General features: G+C 67.7%; 21 protein-coding genes and 1 pseudogene. 11 read left to right on the top strand and 11 right to left on the bottom strand.

Going from position 1 to position 16,961, the window contains the following annotated elements; genetic code table 11:
• Nucleotides 1-61: 61 nt before the first annotated feature.
• A complete protein-coding gene (locus tag GQS65_RS01880; protein ID WP_158202983.1) occupies nucleotides 62-922 on the bottom strand; it encodes a 3-hydroxyacyl-CoA dehydrogenase family protein in 861 nt (286 codons plus the stop codon).
• Between the two features lie 86 nt (nucleotides 923-1,008).
• Nucleotides 1,009-1,650, bottom strand: a complete 642-nt coding sequence (locus tag GQS65_RS01875) for an HAD family hydrolase (protein WP_158202982.1) — start codon at nucleotides 1,648-1,650, stop codon at nucleotides 1,009-1,011.
• A gap of 171 nt (nucleotides 1,651-1,821) precedes the next feature.
• Here GQS65_RS01875 and GQS65_RS01870 point away from each other — a divergent pair, with 171 nt between their 5' ends.
• Together GQS65_RS01870 and GQS65_RS01865 are read left to right on the top strand one after the other, a co-directional pair.
• A complete protein-coding gene (locus GQS65_RS01870) occupies nucleotides 1,822-2,607 on the top strand; it encodes a class I fructose-bisphosphate aldolase (RefSeq protein WP_158202981.1) in 786 nt (261 codons plus the stop codon).
• Nucleotides 2,604-3,539, top strand: a complete 936-nt coding sequence (locus GQS65_RS01865; RefSeq protein ID WP_158202980.1) for a class 1 fructose-bisphosphatase — start codon at nucleotides 2,604-2,606, stop codon at nucleotides 3,537-3,539. The genes GQS65_RS01870 and GQS65_RS01865 overlap by 4 nt, the downstream gene beginning before the upstream one ends.
• 72 nt (nucleotides 3,540-3,611) lie before the next feature.
• Here the strand turns inward: GQS65_RS01865 and GQS65_RS22035 are convergent, their stop codons facing one another.
• Nucleotides 3,612-4,169 carry a DUF2267 domain-containing protein gene (locus GQS65_RS22035; protein ID WP_158202979.1) on the bottom strand — a complete coding sequence of 186 codons (558 nt, stop codon included), beginning with the start codon at nucleotides 4,167-4,169 and terminating at the stop codon, nucleotides 3,612-3,614.
• A gap of 32 nt (nucleotides 4,170-4,201) precedes the next feature.
• On the opposite strand from GQS65_RS22035, the gene GQS65_RS01855 reads away from it, so the two are divergent.
• Nucleotides 4,202-5,914 (top strand): acyl-CoA carboxylase subunit beta, encoded by a 1,713-nt coding sequence (locus tag GQS65_RS01855; RefSeq protein WP_158202978.1) that lies wholly within the window; start codon nucleotides 4,202-4,204, stop codon nucleotides 5,912-5,914.
• Nucleotides 5,915-5,935: 21 nt separating this feature from the next.
• On the opposite strand, the gene GQS65_RS01850 is transcribed toward GQS65_RS01855, so the two are convergent.
• Entirely contained in the window at nucleotides 5,936-6,358 is a 423-nt protein-coding gene (locus GQS65_RS01850) for a DoxX family protein (RefSeq protein WP_158202977.1), read from the bottom strand.
• 230 nt (nucleotides 6,359-6,588) lie between these two features.
• On the opposite strand from GQS65_RS01850, the gene GQS65_RS01845 reads away from it, so the two are divergent.
• Complete coding sequence (locus GQS65_RS01845; protein ID WP_158202976.1) at nucleotides 6,589-6,939, top strand: DUF5658 family protein; 351 nt, start codon at nucleotides 6,589-6,591, stop codon at nucleotides 6,937-6,939.
• A 16-nt stretch (nucleotides 6,940-6,955) separates the two neighbouring features.
• On the opposite strand, the gene GQS65_RS01840 is transcribed toward GQS65_RS01845, so the two are convergent.
• On the bottom strand, nucleotides 6,956-7,435 hold the full coding sequence (locus GQS65_RS01840; RefSeq protein ID WP_158202975.1) for a MaoC family dehydratase: 480 nt from the start codon (nucleotides 7,433-7,435) through the stop codon (nucleotides 6,956-6,958).
• Nucleotides 7,436-7,593: 158 nt separating this feature from the next.
• On the opposite strand from GQS65_RS01840, the gene GQS65_RS01835 reads away from it, so the two are divergent.
• Nucleotides 7,594-7,839 (top strand): PRC-barrel domain containing protein, encoded by a 246-nt coding sequence (locus GQS65_RS01835; RefSeq protein WP_158202974.1) that lies wholly within the window; start codon nucleotides 7,594-7,596, stop codon nucleotides 7,837-7,839.
• Nucleotides 7,840-7,857: 18 nt separating this feature from the next.
• On the opposite strand, the gene GQS65_RS01830 is transcribed toward GQS65_RS01835, so the two are convergent.
• The gene (locus tag GQS65_RS01830; RefSeq protein WP_158202973.1) at nucleotides 7,858-8,637 is read right to left on the bottom strand and encodes a hypothetical protein; all 780 of its coding nucleotides are present in this window, start codon (nucleotides 8,635-8,637) and stop codon (nucleotides 7,858-7,860) included.
• A 130-nt stretch (nucleotides 8,638-8,767) separates the two neighbouring features.
• Between GQS65_RS01830 and GQS65_RS01825 the strand changes: the two genes are divergently transcribed.
• Nucleotides 8,768-9,628: an HpcH/HpaI aldolase/citrate lyase family protein gene (locus tag GQS65_RS01825; RefSeq protein WP_158202972.1), complete on the top strand. Its 861-nt coding sequence runs from the start codon at nucleotides 8,768-8,770 to the stop codon at nucleotides 9,626-9,628.
• 104 nt (nucleotides 9,629-9,732) lie between these two features.
• Nucleotides 9,733-10,992 (top strand): Glu/Leu/Phe/Val family dehydrogenase, encoded by a 1,260-nt coding sequence (locus GQS65_RS01820; protein WP_158202971.1) that lies wholly within the window; start codon nucleotides 9,733-9,735, stop codon nucleotides 10,990-10,992.
• 38 nt (nucleotides 10,993-11,030) lie between these two features.
• Here the strand turns inward: GQS65_RS01820 and GQS65_RS01815 are convergent, their stop codons facing one another.
• Nucleotides 11,031-11,333 (bottom strand): DUF3784 domain-containing protein, encoded by a 303-nt coding sequence (locus GQS65_RS01815; RefSeq protein WP_158202970.1) that lies wholly within the window; start codon nucleotides 11,331-11,333, stop codon nucleotides 11,031-11,033.
• Between the two features lie 103 nt (nucleotides 11,334-11,436).
• On the opposite strand from GQS65_RS01815, the gene mvaD reads away from it, so the two are divergent.
• A complete protein-coding gene (mvaD, locus tag GQS65_RS01810; RefSeq protein ID WP_158202969.1) occupies nucleotides 11,437-12,405 on the top strand; it encodes a phosphomevalonate decarboxylase MvaD in 969 nt (322 codons plus the stop codon).
• A 48-nt stretch (nucleotides 12,406-12,453) separates the two neighbouring features.
• Nucleotides 12,454-12,924 carry a hypothetical protein gene (locus GQS65_RS01805; protein ID WP_158202968.1) on the top strand — a complete coding sequence of 157 codons (471 nt, stop codon included), beginning with the start codon at nucleotides 12,454-12,456 and terminating at the stop codon, nucleotides 12,922-12,924.
• Nucleotides 12,925-12,967: 43 nt separating this feature from the next.
• Here the strand turns inward: GQS65_RS01805 and GQS65_RS01800 are convergent, their stop codons facing one another.
• From GQS65_RS01800 to GQS65_RS01790, 3 genes are all read right to left on the bottom strand, one after another.
• A complete protein-coding gene (locus GQS65_RS01800) occupies nucleotides 12,968-13,120 on the bottom strand; it encodes a rubrerythrin-like domain-containing protein (RefSeq protein WP_158202967.1) in 153 nt (50 codons plus the stop codon).
• 88 nt (nucleotides 13,121-13,208) lie between these two features.
• Nucleotides 13,209-13,697 carry a cupin domain-containing protein gene (locus GQS65_RS01795; protein WP_158202966.1) on the bottom strand — a complete coding sequence of 163 codons (489 nt, stop codon included), beginning with the start codon at nucleotides 13,695-13,697 and terminating at the stop codon, nucleotides 13,209-13,211.
• Nucleotides 13,698-13,763: 66 nt separating this feature from the next.
• Nucleotides 13,764-14,945, bottom strand: coding sequence for a cystathionine gamma-synthase (locus tag GQS65_RS01790; RefSeq protein WP_158202965.1), 1,182 nt, complete (start codon nucleotides 14,943-14,945; stop codon nucleotides 13,764-13,766).
• 111 nt (nucleotides 14,946-15,056) lie between these two features.
• On the opposite strand from GQS65_RS01790, the gene GQS65_RS01785 reads away from it, so the two are divergent.
• Together GQS65_RS01785 and GQS65_RS01780 are read left to right on the top strand one after the other, a co-directional pair.
• Nucleotides 15,057-16,313 (top strand): ABC transporter substrate-binding protein, encoded by a 1,257-nt coding sequence (locus tag GQS65_RS01785; protein ID WP_158202964.1) that lies wholly within the window; start codon nucleotides 15,057-15,059, stop codon nucleotides 16,311-16,313.
• A 103-nt stretch (nucleotides 16,314-16,416) separates the two neighbouring features.
• Complete coding sequence (locus GQS65_RS01780; protein ID WP_158202963.1) at nucleotides 16,417-16,773, top strand: DUF7344 domain-containing protein; 357 nt, start codon at nucleotides 16,417-16,419, stop codon at nucleotides 16,771-16,773.
• A gap of 34 nt (nucleotides 16,774-16,807) precedes the next feature.
• Here GQS65_RS01780 and GQS65_RS21535 read toward each other — a convergent pair.
• Nucleotides 16,808-16,961 (bottom strand): annotated as a pseudogene (locus tag GQS65_RS21535) (cysteine synthase); the annotation flags it as partial.

Below are 16,961 nucleotides of genomic sequence, written 5' to 3'. Positions count from 1 at the left end.
ACATAACAGTCTTGTTACACCACGGCGGACAGTCACCGGATCGGCCACGCCGGGGTTCGGACTACTCGTAGTCGTAGAAACCACGCCCGGACTTCTTCCCGAGGTCACCGGCGTCGACCTTCCGCTTGAGGAGGTACGCCGGTTTGTAGCGGTCGCCCAGTTCCTCGTGGAGCGTCTCGGTCGCGTCGAGACAGATGTCGAGGCCGATGTGGTCGGCGAGTTCGAGCGGCCCCATCGGGACGTTCGTCCCGAGTTTCATCCCGCGGTCGATGTCCTCCTTCGTGGCGACGCCCTCGTCGAACGCCCGGACGCCCTCGTTGATCCACGGCATGAGGATGCGGTTGGAGACGAATCCGGGCTTGTCGTCGGACTCCCACGTCTCCTTGCCGAGGGCTTCGGCGAGACCGTGGGCGAGCGACGTCACCTCCTCGCTGGTGTGCTCGCCGGTGACGACTTCGACGCCCTTCATGACCGGGACGGGGTTCATGAAGTGCAACCCGACGACGAGTTCGGGACGCTCGGTGGCGCTGGCGATGGTCGTGATGGAGAGCGTCGAGGTGTTCGTCGCCAGGACCACGTCCTCGGGGACCGCCTCGTCCAGGTCCGCGAAGATGTCCTGCTTGACGTCCATGTTCTCGACGGCCGCCTCGACGACGACGTCACACTCCGCGAGGTCCGCCAGTTCCGTCGTCCCGGTCAGACGCTCGCGGGCCGCGTCGGCCTCCGCTTGGGTCAGTTTCTCGGCGTTCACGAGTCGCCCGAGCGACTCCTCGATGGCCTCGAAGCCACGGTCGAGGAACTCCTGCTCGACGTCCCGGACGACGACGTCGTAGCCCTGCTGGGCGCAGACCTGTGCGATGCCGCCGCCCATGGTGCCCGCGCCGACGACGCCGATACGCTCTATCGAATCGAAGCCACGCATACTCGTCGCTCTCCGCGCGGTGGGTAAAGCGTGCCGCTCTCCGGTTCGGGACGTGTTCCGAGAGGGACGAGAGAACGGTCGAGAACTCAGACCAACGCCGGGAGTTCGCCGAGCGACTCGATGCGGTGGGTCGGCTCACAGTCGGGCACCGCGTCGTCACGGACGACGAGCGCGGAGTCGACACCGGCGTTCGCGGCCGCCTCCACGTCCACTGCGGAGTCACCGACGTAGAGCGCGTTCCGCGTCCCCAGGTCGTCGAGCGCGGCGTCGAGGTAGTGGGGGTCGGGTTTCATCCGGCGCAGGCCCTCGGGCGTGTAGGGGTTGCCGTAGACCGCCTCGAACCGGTCTTCGATACCGAAGAACTGGAGGATGAACCGAATCGTCTCGTGCTGGTTGTCGCTGACGAGGCCGAGGCGGGCGTTCAGGTCCCAGAGCGTGCTCGCGTCGTCGTAGAGCGTCCGGAGCCCCTCGCGGAGTTCGCGTTTCTGTTCGCGGACCGCGTGGGCGGCGGCCTCGTAGCAGAACGTGCTCGCGTCGATACGGTGTTCGGCACAGAGCGTGCGGATGGCCTCGACGTTGCCCCCGACGAGCGCCCGGACCTGCTCGCCCGACGGCGTGGAGAGGTCGAAGCTCTGGAAGGTCCGTTCGGCCGCCCGCCAGAGGGTTTCGTGGTTGGGGAGCTCCGTGAGCACCCCGTCGTTGTCGAGGACGACTGCGGCGTAACTCACGCCCGTACCTCGTCGTCGCTCTCGGTCATGGAGGGTGGGATGTGTCTCCCACATATGAATCTGTCCGAACACGCACGCCGACCGTCGGACGGGGGAGACACGTCAGCCTCGGAGAACGATACGAGCGGTTGCACCAACAGTAAAATAGACGGTTGGTGAACACCCATCCGCATGATTCCCATCGACGACTCGCCGCTCTGTCGGGACGGCAAGGTCCTCATCCTCGCGTTCGACCACGGCCTCGAACACGGCCCGGTGGACTTCGCCGGCCTCCCCGAGAGCGCCGACCCGGAGCGAACGTTCGAGGCGGCGACCCACCCCGCCGTCACCTCCATCGCCGTCCAGAAAGGCATCGCCGAAGCGTACTACCCCTCCTACGAGGACGACGTGAACCTCCTCATGAAGCTCAACGGCACGTCGAACCTCTGGATGGGCGAACCCGACACGGCCGTCAACTGCTCGGTCGACTACGCCGCCGAGGTCGGCGCGTCGTCCGTCGGCTTCACCGTCTACGGTGGCTCGAACAACGAGATAGAGATGGTCGAGGAGTTCCGAGAGGCACAGGAGGCCGCCCGCGAGTACGGCCTCCCGACGGTCATGTGGTCGTACCCGCGCGGACAGGGACTGAAGAACGACACCAGCGAGGAGACCATCGCGTACGCCGCTCGCCTGGCGCTCGAACTCGGCGCGGACGTGGCGAAGGTGAAGTACCCCGGTAGCAAGACCGGGATGGAACACGCGGTCCAGATGGCCGGCAAGACGAAGGTCGTCATGTCCGGCGGGTCGAAGACGACCGACCGCGAGTTCCTCCAGTCGGTGAAGGCCGTGATGGACGCCGGCGGGAAGGGCCTCGCCGTCGGCCGGAACGTCTGGCAGCGTGAGAACCCCACCGCGCTCCTCGACTCGCTAGAGAAGGTCATCTTCGAGGGAGCGTCCGTCGACGCCGCCCTCGAATGACCGCCGACCACGCGACGACCGACCACCCGGTCGTCGACGCGGTGTTCGAGACGGTTGCACAGACCGCCCCCGAAGTTCGCGAGAGCCTCGTCGGTCGCCGGAGCTACGAGGCGGGCGAGAACCCCTCGGGCGAACAGCAACTGGAGGCGGACCTGTTCGCCGACCAGTTGTTCGAGGAGGCACTCCTCGCGCTGGAGGGCGTCGGCAGCTACGCCAGCGAGGAGCGAGACGACGTGGTCGAAGCGGACGAACAGGGAGACGACGACTACCACCTCGCGCTCGACCCGCTCGACGGCTCCTCGAACGTCAAGTCGAACAACGCGATGGGCACCATCGTCGCCGTCTTCGACGAACCGCTCCCGGCAGGCGGTGACGCGCTCGTCGCCGCGGGCTACGTCCTGTACGGCCCGCTGACGACGATGGTCGTCGCCTGCGACGGGCAGGTGTCGGAGTACACCGTAATCGACAGCGCGGCGCAACGCGACGCGGGAGATGCGAGCGGCGACGGTACAGAGCCGCGAGCAGTCGAACGGACCGTCAACGACGCCGACCTCACACTCCCCGAAGACCCCACCGTCTACGGCTTCGGTGGCCGGGTCCCCGAGTGGACCGACGACTTCGCGGGCTACGTCGGCCTCGTCGAGGACGAACTGAAGCTCCGCTACGGCGGCGCGATGATCGGCGACGTCAACCAGGTGCTCACCTACGGCGGTATCTTCGGCTACCCCGGTCTGCGCCACCGCTCGGAGGGGAAGCTTCGACTGCTGTTCGAGGGCATCCCCATCGCGGCCATCGTCGAGGCCGCGGGCGGCCGCTCCAGCGACGGTAGCGGGTCACTACTGAAGCGGACGCCCGAGGAACTCCACGAACGCACACCGGTGTTCGTCGGCAACGACGAGTTCGTCGAACGACTCGAACTCGCACTGGAGTAGCCCGGACACGGGCTACGAACTGGCACGCGACCGCTCGTTTTCGACCACGCGTCTCGAATCACGAGCGCACGCTCACGGCCTGCTCGGGACCGTCGAGTTCGACGGGCCGTGAACGGTGCCGACCGACGCCGGTGGTCGGTCGGCGTTCAGACGTCGGGGGCGTGTTGTGGGTCCACGAACGCCTCGTAACCCTCTGGCAGACTGTCGAGGACGGCCGAAATCTCCCCGTCCGTGACACCCGCGGCGACCGACGAGAGCACCGCCGTCGCCTCCGCCTCCGGGTCGAGGACCGTCCGAGGAACCGTCGATGCGGTTCGAGAACGCCTCCGGCGAGCGGTCGTCGGCCGTCTCGGCGTTGGTGAGGTCCGTCTCGAACGCTTCGGGGAGTTGGGCGGCGAGGGCCTCCGCTTCCTCGTCGGGCAGTGTCGCGCCGAGCGACCGCAGGACGGCGTGGGTACTCTCTCGGGCGGCGTCGACCGTGTCGTGGCCGCCGCACCTCTGGACGTGCTGGAGCAGGTCGGTCTCCTGTGTGACTCCGGCGAACGGCCGGTAGTTCCTTGGTCCGACGGCTTTCTCGTGTGCGGCGGGGACCCGACGACGACGACACCGGTGTCGGTCACCACAAGACAACGATTTTCACGTCGGTCTGCGCAGTTCGGCGCATGAAGGTGCGCATCGCTGCGGAGGCCAGCGAGGAGGAGGCACAGGCCATCGCCGCTGCTCTCGCCCGACACGCCGTCGAAGAGGTCGAGGTGTACGTCGGCGACGCCGACGAACCCGCCGTCGTCCACGACGCTCAGCGCGTCGGTGACGCCGTCCCGAACGACGACCTCGGCCCGACCGAGCGCGAAATCGCGCTCCTCGAAGAGATAGCCGCCATCGAGCAGGGCGGCCACGAGAAGTACAAGGAGCGCCTCTCGGACCAAGGGAAACTGTTCGTCCGCGACCGGATGGACCTCTGGTTCGGCGAGGACGGTCTGCTGTTCGAGGACGGCAAGTTCGCCGAGTTCGACGCCGAGGACCGCCTGCCCGCGGACGGTCTCATCACGGGTGCGGCGGAGTTCGAGGGGCGGGACGTCCACTTCATGGCCAACGACTTCACCGTCAAGGCGGGGTCGATGGCCGCGAAGGGCGTCGAGAAGTTCCTCCGGATGCAACAGCGCGCGCTGAAGACCGGCAAACCGGTCCTCTACCTGATGGACTCCTCGGGCGGGCGCATCGACCAGCAGACCGGCTTCTTCGCCAACCGCGAGGGTATCGGGAAGTACTACTACAACCACTCGATGCTCTCGGGGCGCGTCCCGCAGATATGCGTCCTCTACGGCCCGTGTATCGCCGGTGCGGCGTACACGCCCGTCTTCGCGGACTTCACCGTCATGGTCGAGGGGATGAGTGCGATGGCCATCGCCTCGCCACGGATGGTGAAGATGGTGACCGGCGAGGAGATATCGATGGAGGACCTCGGCGGCCCGCAGATTCACGCCCGACACTCCGGGAGCGCGGACCTCGTCGCGCGCGACGAGGAGCACGCCCGCGAACTCGTGGCGAAACTCGTCGGCTACCTGCCGAACAACGCCGACGAGAAACCCCCACACATCGATGGTGTCGCTCCGGCCGCCTCCCCGGCGGGCATCGACCGCGTCATCCCGACCGAACCGAACAAAGGCTACGACATGCACGACCTCATCGAACGGGTCGTCGACGAGGACTCCGTCCTCGAACTTCAGCCGAACTACGGCGGCGAGATAATCACGGCGTTCGCCCGCATCGACGGTCGGCCCGTCGGTATCGTCGCCAACCAGCCAGCACAGCGCGCGGGCGCTATCTTCCCCGACGCCGCCGAGAAGGCCGCCGAGTTCGTCTGGAAGTGCGACGCGTTCGACGTGCCCCTCCTCTATCTCTGTGACACGCCCGGCTTCATGGCCGGCTCCGACGTCGAGAAGGAGGGTATCCTCGAACAGGGCAAGAAGATGATCTACGCCACGTCCTCGGCGACAGTCCCAAAGCAGTCGGTCGTCCTCCGGAAGGCGTACGGCGCGGGCATCTACGCGATGAGCGGTCCCGCCTACGACCCCGAGAGCGTCATCGGCCTGCCCGCGGGTGAAATCGGTATCATGGGTCCCGAGGCAGCCATCAACGCGGTGTACGCGAACAAACTCAACGCCATCGACGACCCCGAAGAGCGCGCCGAGCGCGAGGCCGAACTCCGCGAGGAGTACCGCGAGGACATCGACATCCACCGGATGGCGAGCGAAGTCGTCGTCGACGAGATCGTCCCGCCCGCCTCGCTGCGCGAGGAACTCGCCAACCGCTTCGCGTTCTACGAGACCGTCGAGAAGGACCTCCCGAGCAAGAAACACGGCACCGTGCTGTAACGTCGTCTGTTCGTTCCGTTTTCACGGGTCCCGCAGCGCCTCGACCAGCACCGTCCACGCCAGCGCCGCGAGGCCGACGTCCCGTGCGAGTACGTCACCGAACCGCCCCGACAGCACCCAGACGACGAGGAGATACGCCACCGTCGCGGTCAACGAGACGGCGGCGACGAGGCTGGCGAACGCGGTGAACCGGTCGACGAGGAGTGCGAGGCCGAACCCGACCTCCAGCACCCCGTTGACGAACATGAAGACGACCGGTGAGACGACGAGCAACGGTGCCAGCCAGTCGGTGACGTAGACGGCCCACGCCTCGGGGGCGAGCAGTTTGTGCACCCCGGCGAGGAGGACCATCGCGCCGAGGCCCACTCGCGCGAGCGTCGACGGGTCGGGCGACCGGGTGGCGACGGCCCGACTTCGCGCGACGACACGCTCGTAGGAGGTCATGACGAGAGATAGGCGGGTCGTACCCAAAGGGCCGTCGGGCCGGACGCGACGACTCTGGGGGCGAGAACGGGTCCATGCCCCGTCGGGTGGTGGTGTGACACGAACGGTGGTTATCCTCACGCTTTCGTGGCTTTCGGCGGCATTACGTGCTGGTTTCTCCTCGTAAGGCGCTGATAACAATGGTGTGAGGTGGTGTGCGATAGCACAAGCCCGACCGGGCCACTCGACCCATGTCACACCCGACCGACGCCGCCACACCCACGCAGACCGGGACGCTCCAGTTCGTCGCCCGCCACGAGCGGGCGCTCTGGGCGTTCGCCATCGCCGCGCTCGTCGCGGACATCGCGCTGACCACGTACGGTCTGGCGAACGGCGCGGTCGAACTCAACCCGCTCGCGGCGTGGGTCATCGCGGAGTACCACGTGCTCGGGATGACGGGGCTGAAACTCGGCGGCGTCGCTATCGCCGTCTTCGGCCGCCTGCTCATCCCCGACGAGTTCGGGGCACTCGTCCCGCTCGCACTCGGCGTCCCGTGGGCGCTCGCGTCGCTCATCAACGTCTTCACCATCGCGTCGCTCTGACTCGCCGACGCCCGAACTACTCCTCGACGGACTCTCGCTTGAGCGACAGCGCCGTCCGGTCGAACGCACAGACGAGTAGCTCCTCGCCGTCGTCGTTCTCACGGTTGACCGCGAACGCCTCGACGTGCATCGTCACGACACCGCGCTCGCCGTCGCTCGTCTCGCGCTTGTCGGTGACCGTCGACTGTGCCCGAACGGTGTCGCCGTGGAACACCGGCGCGGGGTGGGTGACGTCGTCGTACGAGAGGTTGGCGACGATGGTGCCGTCGGTGGTGTCGGGGATGGTGAGACCGACGGCCAGCGACATGGTGTAGAGGCCGTTGACGAGTCGGCTGCCGAACTGCGTGTCGGCGGCGAACTCGTCGTCGAGGTGCAACGGCTGCTGGTTCATCGTCATATCACAGAACGTCTGGTTGTCGCGCTCGCTGACGGTACGGCGCTTCTCGTGTTCGATGGTCTCGCCGACTTCGAACTCCTCGTAGTAGCGTCCGGTCATACGACCCCGTGCGCACCACCGGGAGAAAAGTCCCACCGACCCACGCCCGGTCGGACCGGACGGGACCCGTCGACGGACGGGGGAGCGTCCGTGGCGCCGACGACACGCGACGGTACGCCGGCCGAACGCACTTCCGCGACGACGGCGAGAGTCCGACCATGCGAACACGATTCCGTGACGACGACGTCGGGAAGCGCGTCGTTCGGCCGAACGGTGGCGAGGTCGGCGTCGTCGTCGCCGTCGAAGCCGACGGGGAGCGGGCACGCGTCGAGACCGACGACGGACTCGCCGACGCCGTCGCGTCGGCACTCGGTCGGGACGACGAGGACGTCCTCGAACTCTCGATGGACGACGTCGAGACGGTGACCGACGACACCGTCCGCCTCCAGCGACCACTCGACTGAGCGCCGAACCGACGACACTCAGGCGTCGAGTCGGCCGACGACCGGGTCGAGGTGACTCCAGCCGACGACGGCGACGACGGTCCCGCCGTCGACCGCCGCGAGTCGCCGGGCCATACGGCGCTCGCGGACGGCGTCGGTGATGCGGACGGCCGGCGGGGCCACCGTCGCGCCCGCGAGCAGTGAACACCGCGAGACGTGGTCGGCCTCGTGGTCGGCCTGCGCCTCGGGCGTGGCGTCCTCACAGCCGTAGGTGGTCGCCTCCGGCGGGTCGGGGGGCTCGGGCGAGAGCGCCGCGAGCCGGTCGCCGAGGGCGTTACGGGTGACGGCGAGCGTGCGGTCGGCGACCGCTCGAACCGTCTCCCACGAGCGATCCGTCCGGTGGGTCTCACGGACCAGTCCGAAGAGGAGACGGGAGTCGAGGGGGTCGGCACTCACGAGTCGTGCGGCCGGGGCGGCCGCGATGGCGGCGCTCATCTCGCCGCCGGTCTCCGGCGGGTCGGTCGCCGCGAACCGACGGTACAGCGGGAGCGACGCTCGCGGGAGTTCGAGCGCCAGCGTGTCGGGATCGACCCTCCGGCAGATCCGCCGGACGCGGGCGACGCTCGCGGGGTGGTCGTGGACGACGCCGACGACCAGCAGGTCGCTGCCGTCCGGACGGACGACGTGTCGGCAGTGTCGTTCGTCGGCGACGGTGCTCGCTGTCGCGGGCGGTGACTCACGGTCGGCACCGGGGCCGGTCCCCGTATCGGGAGAGACGTCGTCGGGCGCGTCGGTCGGTGGGGGTGTGCGGGATGCCATCTATCGACAGCCTCGACCGACGCTGGGCGCTCCCCCGAGGCGTCGTTGTGGGCTACGTCCGTACTCGGGGCGGGGGACGACCGGCAACACATATAGGGGTTTGAAGCCCACGACCCGCCACGAGACGAGTATGACTCGACGCAGCGTGCTGTTCTCGCCCGGTGACCGGCCGAAACTGATGCGCAAGGCCCCCGGTACGGGCGCGGACGTGGTCGTCTTCGACCTCGAAGACGCCGTCGCTCCCGGAGAGAAGGAGGCCGGTCGCGCGGCCGTCCGTGCGGTCCTGACCGACCCGGCGTTCGACCCCGACTGCGAGGTCTGCGTCCGTGTCTCGACGCACCAGACGGGCGCGGACCTCGACGCCGTCGTCGCCACGGACGCTCGTCTCGACGCCGTGATGCTCCCGAAAGCCGAGTCCGCCGACCAGGTCGACACGCTGGCGGCGATGCTCGCGGAACGCGACGCCGACGTCCCGGTGTTCGCGCTCTGTGAGACCGCCACCGGCGTGCTCCACGCCGAGGCCATCGCCGGGGCCGAGGCGACGACGGCGGTCGCCTTCGGTGCGGAGGACCTCTCGGCGGACATCGGCGCGAACCGGACCGACGAGGGGACGGAGGTGCTCTACGCCCGCGAACACGTCGTGCTGGCCGCGAGCGCCGCCGGCGTCGACGCCGTCGACACCGTCTTCACCGACATCGAGGACACCGACCGTCTCGCCGAGGAGACGGCGTTCGCTCGTGACCTCGGCTACGACGGGAAGATGGCGATCCACCCCGTACAGGTCCCGGTGATGAACGAGGCGTTCACGCCGACCGACGAGCAGGTGGCGTGGGCGCGGCGGGTCCTCGACGCCCGCGACGACCACGGGGGCGAGGGCGTCTTCCGCGTCGACGGCGAGATGGTCGACGCGCCGCTCATCACGCGGGCGGAGACGGTGCTGGCACGGGCAGGTGAGACGAACGGCGAAACGGGCGACGACGACGCCGAGTAAGCCACTCATTACCGTTCCGGTAGGTATTGCCAACCGTCGAATTCGGCGGGCAAGACCGTCGTAACTCCGACATACTTAACCGGCGCGTCACCGACTCGCAGGGTATGTCAGAAGAGGCCAACCCGTTCGAGAGTCTGCAGGAGCAGGTCGACGACGCGGCCGAGTTCCTCGACGTTCGATCGGACCTCCTCGAACGGCTGAAACACCCCGAGCGAATCCTCGAAACCAACCTCACGGTCGAGATGGACGACGGCTCACTGGAGGTGTTCAAGGCGTTCCGTTCGCAGTTCAACGGTGACCGTGGTCCCTACAAGGGTGGCATCCGCTATCATCCGGGCGTCAGCCGTGACGAGGTGAAGGCACTGTCGGGTTGGATGGTCTACAAGACGGCCGTCGTCGACATCCCCTACGGCGGCGGGAAGGGCGGCATCGTCGTCGACCCCCGCGAGTACTCCGACGGCGAAGTCGAGCGGCTGACCCGTGCGTTCGCCAACGAACTGCGCCCCATCATCGGCGAGGATACGGATATCCCCGCACCGGACGTCAACACCGGCCAGCGCGAGATGAACTGGATAAAGGACACCTACGAGACGCTGGAGAACACCACCGCGCCGGGCGTCATCACCGGGAAGGCTCCCGACTCCGGTGGCTCCGCGGGCCGCGTCGAGGCGACCGGTCGCTCGACGATGCTCACCGCCCGTGAGGCGTTCGACTACCTCGACAAGGACATCGAGGGCGCGACCGTCGCCGTCCAGGGCTACGGCAACGCCGGTTCCATCGCCGCGCGTCTCATCGAGGAGGAACTCGGCGGCACCGTCGTCGCCGCCAGCGACTCCTCGGGGGCCATCTACAACGCCGACGGCTTCGACGCCGCCGCGGCGAAGGACTACAAGGACGAGACGGGGAGCGTCACCGGGTTCTCGCAGGCCGCCGAGGAACTCACCAACGAGGAACTGCTCACCCTCGACGTCGACCTACTCATCCCCGCCGCACTGGAGAACGCCATCGACGCCGACCTGGCCGAGGACGTGCAGGCCGACGTCGTCGTCGAGGCCGCGAACGGTCCCATCACGCCCGACGCCGACGACGTCCTCACCGAACGCGACGTCGAGGTGCTGCCGGACATCCTCGCCAACGCGGGCGGCGTCACCGTCTCGTACTTCGAGTGGGTCCAGAACCGCCAGCGGTTCTACTGGACCGAACAGCGCGTCAACGACGAACTCGAACGCGTCATCACCGAGGCGTTCGACGCCCTGACCGACGCCTACGAGGAGAAGGGGACGCCGAACTTCCGCACTGCGGCCTACGTCGTCGCCATCGAGCGCGTCGTCAAGGCCTACCAGCAGGGCGGCACCTGGCCGTGAGGTCGCCGTAGTCACCGCTCGACCGGACTCCGGTCTCTCTACGTCTCGAACCGTCTCGTGCCGACCACGAGCCACAGCGCTATCAGGACGACCAGTCCGGTGTAGACGCCGACGGTGAGCAGGTCCGGCGTTGTGAACACCGTCAGGAGTCCGAACGCCGCGGTCAGACCGGCGATTGCGAGCGTCCCACGACCGACGAACCGTGTCAGGCCCGCCTCGTCGTCGACCCGGTCGGGGTCGTAGCCCGAGATGAGCGTGGGGTCGCCCCGGTAGACCGTCCAGCCCAGCAGCGCCGTGAGTGCCGCTGAGAACAGCAAAACGACGGGGAGGACCAGCGACATACCTCTCGTGACGTGGCGGGACACATCGCCGTTGCGGTCGTTCGGGGCGCTCGGTACGACCGGACAACGCAACTGCAAAGACCCGGCACCCGGACCCTCGGGTATGAAAGCGACCGCTCGCGCCCACCCCATCCAGGGCCTCGTGAAGTACCACGGGATGCGCGACGCCGACCTGCGTCTGCCGTATCACGACTCCATCAGCGTCTGTACTGCCCCGTCGAACACCACGACGACCGTCGAGTTCGACGACTCGCTCGACGAGGACCGCGTCGTCATCGACGGCGAGGAAGTGGACGGTCGGGGGCGCGAACGCGTCGACCACGTCGTGAACTACGTCCGCGAACTGGCGGGCATCGACACGCGCGTTCGCTTCGAGAGCGAGTCGTCGTTCCCCACGAACATCGGGTTTGGCTCCTCGTCCTCGGGGTTCGCGGCTGCGGCCGTCGCGCTCTGTGCGGCGGCCGGACTCGATATGAGCCACGAGGAGATGTCCACCGTCGCCCGCCGTGGCTCCTCCTCTGCGGCCCGCGCCGTCACCGGTGGCGTCTCCATCCTCTACGACGGCCTCAACGACGAGGACTGCTACGCCGAGCGCATCCCGACGGCCCTCGACGACGACCTGCGCATCGTCGCCTGCGAGGTCCCGGCGTTCAAACACACCGAGCAGGCCCACGCCGAAGCCGCCGACAGCCACATGTTCGAGGCGCGACTCGCGCACATCCACGACCAGATAGCGGAGATGCGCGACGCGCTCCATCGCGGCGACTTCGACGCCGCGTTCGAACTCGCCGAACACGACTCGCTGTCGCTCGCGGCGACGACGATGACCGGCCCCGCCGGGTGGGTGTACTGGCAACCGGAGACGCTGGAGGTGTTCAACGCGGTCCGCGACATGCGCGAGGACGGCGTTCCGGTCTACTTCTCGACGGACACGGGGGCGTCGGTGTACGTCAACACCACCGAAGAGTACGTCAAGCGCGTCGAATCCGAACTCTCCGAACTCGTCCCCACGCGCGTCTGGGAGGTCGGTGGCCCGGCGCAGGTGCTGGACGAGAACGAATCGCTGTTCTGAGTCGGTCGACCCAGCAGGCTTATTCTCGAACGGACGAACGTCGGTCCAATGTCCTCCATCGGTCGCCGCCGGCTGCTCGCCGCGAGTGTGAGCGGGTTCGCTTCACTCGCCGGTTGTTCCGCGCTGAGAGACGAGGAGACGGAGTTCAGTCACGAGCCGTATCGTATCGGCGAAGTCGCGCTCAACAACCACGACAGTATCGCTCACGAAGCGGACCTACTGATTCGCCGCGACGACGAGGTCGTCCACTGGCAATCGTACGAACTGCCGCCGAGAGACCCCGGAACCGATGGGAGTTGGGAGAGGATTCCAGCGGCGACGTTCGACGGATGTACGCCGGGAGTCTATCGACTTGCAGTCCGTGTGGACGGCGAGGAGAGACGCGTCTTTCCGACCGTCTCAGACCGCAGTCACGACGGAAACAGTCGAGTCGTTCGACTCCACGGCGACGGGGAGTTCGACTATCTCGCAGGAGCCAAGCGACAGTTCTGTTCGTCACCGACGGCGACGACCGAGTGAAACGACCCTCCGGTCCCGTCGCAGTGACGACCCGCCACTTCCCTCACCGCTCGCTCGACACGCTGATGTTACGCATCTCGCCGCCACACTCCTGACAGCCGACCGGTTGCCGGTCCGCTTCGTGGCGCTCGCCACAGTCCACACATTCGTAGGTGAACGGCGGTTCTCGCACCCCGGATTCGCTGTCGTGTGACATACCGATAGGGAGAGCGGCAGCCCGAACGAACCTGTTGCTTGCGCAGCGACCGAAATACGGCCGGCGGACACGACTCGGGACGTGGCGGTCAGCCCTGTTCGTGGCCACAGTCGCCGCAGGTAATCTCGAAGCGGCCGTCCTCCATCGCCAGGTCGTGGCCCGTCTCCTCGCCACACTCCGGGCAGTAGACGACCGACTCGATATCGTCCCAGTCGTGCATCGCGCCGGGCGCACCGAGTGCGAGGCCGACGACCTCCTCCTCGCCCATGTTGATGCCCTGCTGGTACTCGCCGGGTTCGAACCGGATAGCCTCGTCGGGGCCGACCTCGACGCTCTCGGTGTCGTCGGCTATCTCCTCGCGGGTCTGGAACGTCGCGGTCCCCTCCTGGACGTAGAACACCTCCTCCTGGTCGTGGTGGGTGTGGAGGCCGCCGGAGAACGACTCGCCCGAGTCGAGTTCGAAGTAGTTCATGGCGAAGTCCTCCGTCCCGAGCACCTTCGAGACGGGTTTGCGGACCTCGTGGACCTTCAACGGGTTCGGTTCGTTGCGAATCTCGTCGAGTGCGACCTTCTTCATTACGTCCGGGGCGAGGGACCCTGACGACAAAAGTCCCACCACGTCACCGGACGAGGTGGTCGGCACTCAGTGTAACGCGCCGTCGATGGCCTGGTCCAGGTCCGCACGCAGGTCGTCGACGCTCTCCAGGCCGACGCTGACGCGGATGAGACCGTCCGAGAGGCCGGCGGCTTCACGTTCGGCCTTCGGGACGGCCGCGTGGGTCATCGGCGCTGGCTGTTCGATGAGGCTCTCGACGCCGCCGAGCGATTCGGCGAGCGTGAACACCTCGGTCGACCCGACGACGTCGGAGGCCTCCTCCAGCGTGGCGTCCAACTCGAACGAGAGCATTCCGCCGAAGTCGTCCATCTGGCGGGCGGCGACGTCGTGCTGTGGGTGGCGCTCCAGTCCGGGGTAGAACACCTCGCTCACGTCGGGGTGGGCGTCGAGCCACCCGGCCAACTCGCGGGCGTTCTCGCAGTGGCGGTCCATCCGGACGGGCAGCGTCTTCGTCCCGCGGAGCACGAGGAAGCAGTCGAAGGGACTCGGCGTCGCGCCGACGGAGTTCTGGTAGAAGCCGAACTGCTCGTCCAACGCCTCGTCGTCCGTGACGAGCGCCCCGCCGACCACGTCCGAGTGGCCGCCGAGGTACTTCGTCAGCGAGTGGCTGACGATGTCCGCACCGTGTTCGAGCGGACGCTGGAGGTACGGCGTGGCGAACGTGTTGTCGACCGCACAGAGCGCGTCGTGGTCGTGGGCGACGTCGGCCACGGCCTGGACGTCGACGACCCGCATGAGCGGGTTCGTCGGCGTCTCCGTCCAGACGAGTTCGGTCTCGGGGCGCATCGCGTCTTCGACGGCCTCGGGGTCGGTCGTGTCGACGAACGACGTCTCCACGTCGTACTGTTCGTACACCTGGGTGAACAGACGGTGAGTGCCGCCGTAGACGTCGTCGCCCGTGACGACGTGGTCGCCCGCGCTCAGGAGGTTCATCACGGTGTTGATGGCACCCATCCCCGAGGAGAACGCCCGGCCGTACGCCGCCCCCTCCAGCGCGGCGAGGTTGTCCTCCAGTGCGGTCCGGGTCGGATTGCCCGTCCGCGAGTACTCGTAGCCGCGGTGGTCGCCGGGGGCGTCCTGCTCGTACGTCGAGTTGGCGAAGATGGGCGTCATCACCGCGCCGGTCCGTGGGTCCGGCCCCTGACCGGCGTGGATGGCCTGCGTCTCGAAGGCGAACTCCCCTCGCTCGGGAGCGTCCTGGTCGTCCATACGCCGAGTCTGCGGCCCGTCGTGGTGATTCTTACCGTTCGTCGCCGCGGCGGTGTTTTAGGCGAGCCGAAAATTCGGAACGACTATGTTGGATTAGGCTGGCCTAAAAACATGGACGACGACACGGACGGACGGGCACCCACACGGCGCGAGTATCTCACCCACGGCGGAGCGGTTCTCGCCGGCGGCCTCCTCGCTGGCTGTGCGGGTGACACCGACGGAGCGGGCGCGACGACCGACGGAGGGGACGGAGACACGGCGACGAGCACCCTCGCGGCGTCGACGGGAGAACCGACGCCGGCCCCCGAGACGGAGCAGTCCTCCGGCGAGCGGTCCTACAGCGTCACGATGTCGCCGATGGGCGAGGTCGAGTTCGAGAGCGTCCCCGAGACCGTCTTCACGCGTCTCACCCACCACGCCGGCATGGCGTTCGCGCTCGGACGGGGCGACGCCGTCAACGCGATGCACGCGCCGGACTACTACGACGCGCTCTGGAACCAGTTCACGCCACGACTCGACGGCGTCGAACTCGACTGGACCGGCCTGTACTCCTCCTGGCAGGTCGACGAGGAGCATCTCTACGAACTGGACAGCGACGTCCACCTCGCCGACCCCGCGAGCGTCGCCGCCCTCGACGGGTGGGGCCGCTCGGACGTCGAGGAGATCGCCGAGAACGTCGGTCCGTGGTTCGGCAACACGTTCAGCGACCGTAACCAGTCGCCGCCGGAGGGGTGGCGCGAGGGCTACGAGTACTACACCCTCTGGGAGCAGTTCGAGAAGGTCGCACGGGTGTTCCGGGAACGGGAGCGCTACGAGGCGCTGGCGGCGGTCCACGACGACCTGCTGGCGGCCATCGAGACGGACCTCCCACCCGAGAGCGAGCGCCCCACGGTGGCGATGGTCGGCGCGAGCGACGTCGAGTCCATCTACCCCTACAACGTCAACGCTCCGGGCTTCCTCGCGGCCCACACTCGGCCGTTCGGCGTCACCGACGCGTTCGACGAGAATCTCTCCTCGGGCGACACGGTGGACCTCGAAGGGATGCTGGCGGCCGACCCCGACGTTCTCCTCGTACTCGGCGGGATGCACCCACGGCGGGCGATGGCCGAGACACGACGGGCGCTCGAAGACCACCCGGTCGGTAGCGACCTGAGAGCCGTCGAGGACGGCCGCGTCTACGCACAGGGCGCACGCTACCAGGGGCCCGTTCTCAACCTGTTCCAACTGGAGATGACGGCGAAGCAGCTCTTTCCCGAGCGGTTCGGCGAGTGGCCGCAGTACGACTCGGGACCGTACCCCGAACTACCGGCCGACGAACGACTGTTCGACCACCGGCGGGTCGCCGACGTCGTCGCTGGCCGGTTCTGAGACCGACGAGCGCGTCACCGAGCGGCCGAACGACGTTCCCGTTGAATATACAAGGTGTAGCTCTATCCGAGCAGGTCCGGTGGAAGGTTGCGGGGAGAGACCAATGCACAAATTCACGGAAGCTGGGGGCTTCGACGGACAGGACGGCAGCGAGAACGAGACCGTCTTGACGGACGACCGGTGTCGGTTCGCGCTGTACGACCTCATCTCGCACTTCCACCCCGTACCGGTGTACGACCTGGCCGACCGGTTGCTGGCGTGGGAGCGGACGCGGAACGACGAGCGACTCACCTTCGAGGAAGTTCAGGAACGACTCCGGGACGACCACCTCCCGGCGCTCCAGTCGGTGGGACTCGTGGAGACGACCACGAACGGGACGCGCTACACCGCCTCGCGGCGGGCGCTCGACTTCGAGTCGACGATTCGTGAACTCGAAGCCGACACGCCGGCCGAGGAGTGAGTCACGGCGACGGCGACCGGTTCCCGCTCCGGCCTCAGCCCTGCCACTCCTCGAACGACCCGTAGAGTCCCTTCGAGAGGTATCGCTCGGAGGAGTCGGGGAAGACGGTCACGACCGAGTCGTGCGGGACGGCGACGTCGCCGTCCCGAATCGTCCTCGGCGACGGCACGGGCGGCGGCCCTCGCCGC

The sequence above is a fragment of the Halomarina oriensis genome (assembly GCF_009791395.1).
GTDB lineage: Archaea > Halobacteriota > Halobacteria > Halobacteriales > Haloarculaceae > Halomarina > Halomarina oriensis.
The sequence above is the reverse complement of the archived record's forward strand: the minus strand, read 5'-3'. Positions and strand labels throughout refer to the sequence as shown.

Excerpts from the sequence above, each read along its gene's own strand:
- GQS65_RS01880 (WP_158202983.1), bottom strand. The coding sequence starts at position 922 with ATGCGTGGCTTCGATTCGATAGAGCGTATCGGCGTCGTCGGCGCGGGC.
- GQS65_RS01870 (WP_158202981.1), top strand. The coding sequence starts at position 1,822 with ATGATTCCCATCGACGACTCGCCGCTCTGTCGGGACGGCAAGGTCCTC.
- GQS65_RS01865 (WP_158202980.1), top strand. The coding sequence starts at position 2,604 with ATGACCGCCGACCACGCGACGACCGACCACCCGGTCGTCGACGCGGTG.
- GQS65_RS01855 (WP_158202978.1), top strand. The coding sequence starts at position 4,202 with ATGAAGGTGCGCATCGCTGCGGAGGCCAGCGAGGAGGAGGCACAGGCC.
- GQS65_RS01850 (WP_158202977.1), bottom strand. The coding sequence starts at position 6,358 with ATGACCTCCTACGAGCGTGTCGTCGCGCGAAGTCGGGCCGTCGCCACC.
- GQS65_RS01845 (WP_158202976.1), top strand. The coding sequence starts at position 6,589 with ATGTCACACCCGACCGACGCCGCCACACCCACGCAGACCGGGACGCTC.
- GQS65_RS01840 (WP_158202975.1), bottom strand. The coding sequence starts at position 7,435 with ATGACCGGACGCTACTACGAGGAGTTCGAAGTCGGCGAGACCATCGAA.
- GQS65_RS01835 (WP_158202974.1), top strand. The coding sequence starts at position 7,594 with ATGCGAACACGATTCCGTGACGACGACGTCGGGAAGCGCGTCGTTCGG.
- GQS65_RS01830 (WP_158202973.1), bottom strand. The coding sequence starts at position 8,637 with ATGGCATCCCGCACACCCCCACCGACCGACGCGCCCGACGACGTCTCT.
- GQS65_RS01825 (WP_158202972.1), top strand. The coding sequence starts at position 8,768 with ATGACTCGACGCAGCGTGCTGTTCTCGCCCGGTGACCGGCCGAAACTG.
- GQS65_RS01820 (WP_158202971.1), top strand. The coding sequence starts at position 9,733 with ATGTCAGAAGAGGCCAACCCGTTCGAGAGTCTGCAGGAGCAGGTCGAC.
- GQS65_RS01815 (WP_158202970.1), bottom strand. The coding sequence starts at position 11,333 with ATGTCGCTGGTCCTCCCCGTCGTTTTGCTGTTCTCAGCGGCACTCACG.
- mvaD (WP_158202969.1), top strand. The coding sequence starts at position 11,437 with ATGAAAGCGACCGCTCGCGCCCACCCCATCCAGGGCCTCGTGAAGTAC.
- GQS65_RS01805 (WP_158202968.1), top strand. The coding sequence starts at position 12,454 with ATGTCCTCCATCGGTCGCCGCCGGCTGCTCGCCGCGAGTGTGAGCGGG.
- GQS65_RS01800 (WP_158202967.1), bottom strand. The coding sequence starts at position 13,120 with ATGTCACACGACAGCGAATCCGGGGTGCGAGAACCGCCGTTCACCTAC.
- GQS65_RS01795 (WP_158202966.1), bottom strand. The coding sequence starts at position 13,697 with ATGAAGAAGGTCGCACTCGACGAGATTCGCAACGAACCGAACCCGTTG.
- GQS65_RS01790 (WP_158202965.1), bottom strand. The coding sequence starts at position 14,945 with ATGGACGACCAGGACGCTCCCGAGCGAGGGGAGTTCGCCTTCGAGACG.
- GQS65_RS01785 (WP_158202964.1), top strand. The coding sequence starts at position 15,057 with ATGGACGACGACACGGACGGACGGGCACCCACACGGCGCGAGTATCTC.
- GQS65_RS01780 (WP_158202963.1), top strand. The coding sequence starts at position 16,417 with ATGCACAAATTCACGGAAGCTGGGGGCTTCGACGGACAGGACGGCAGC.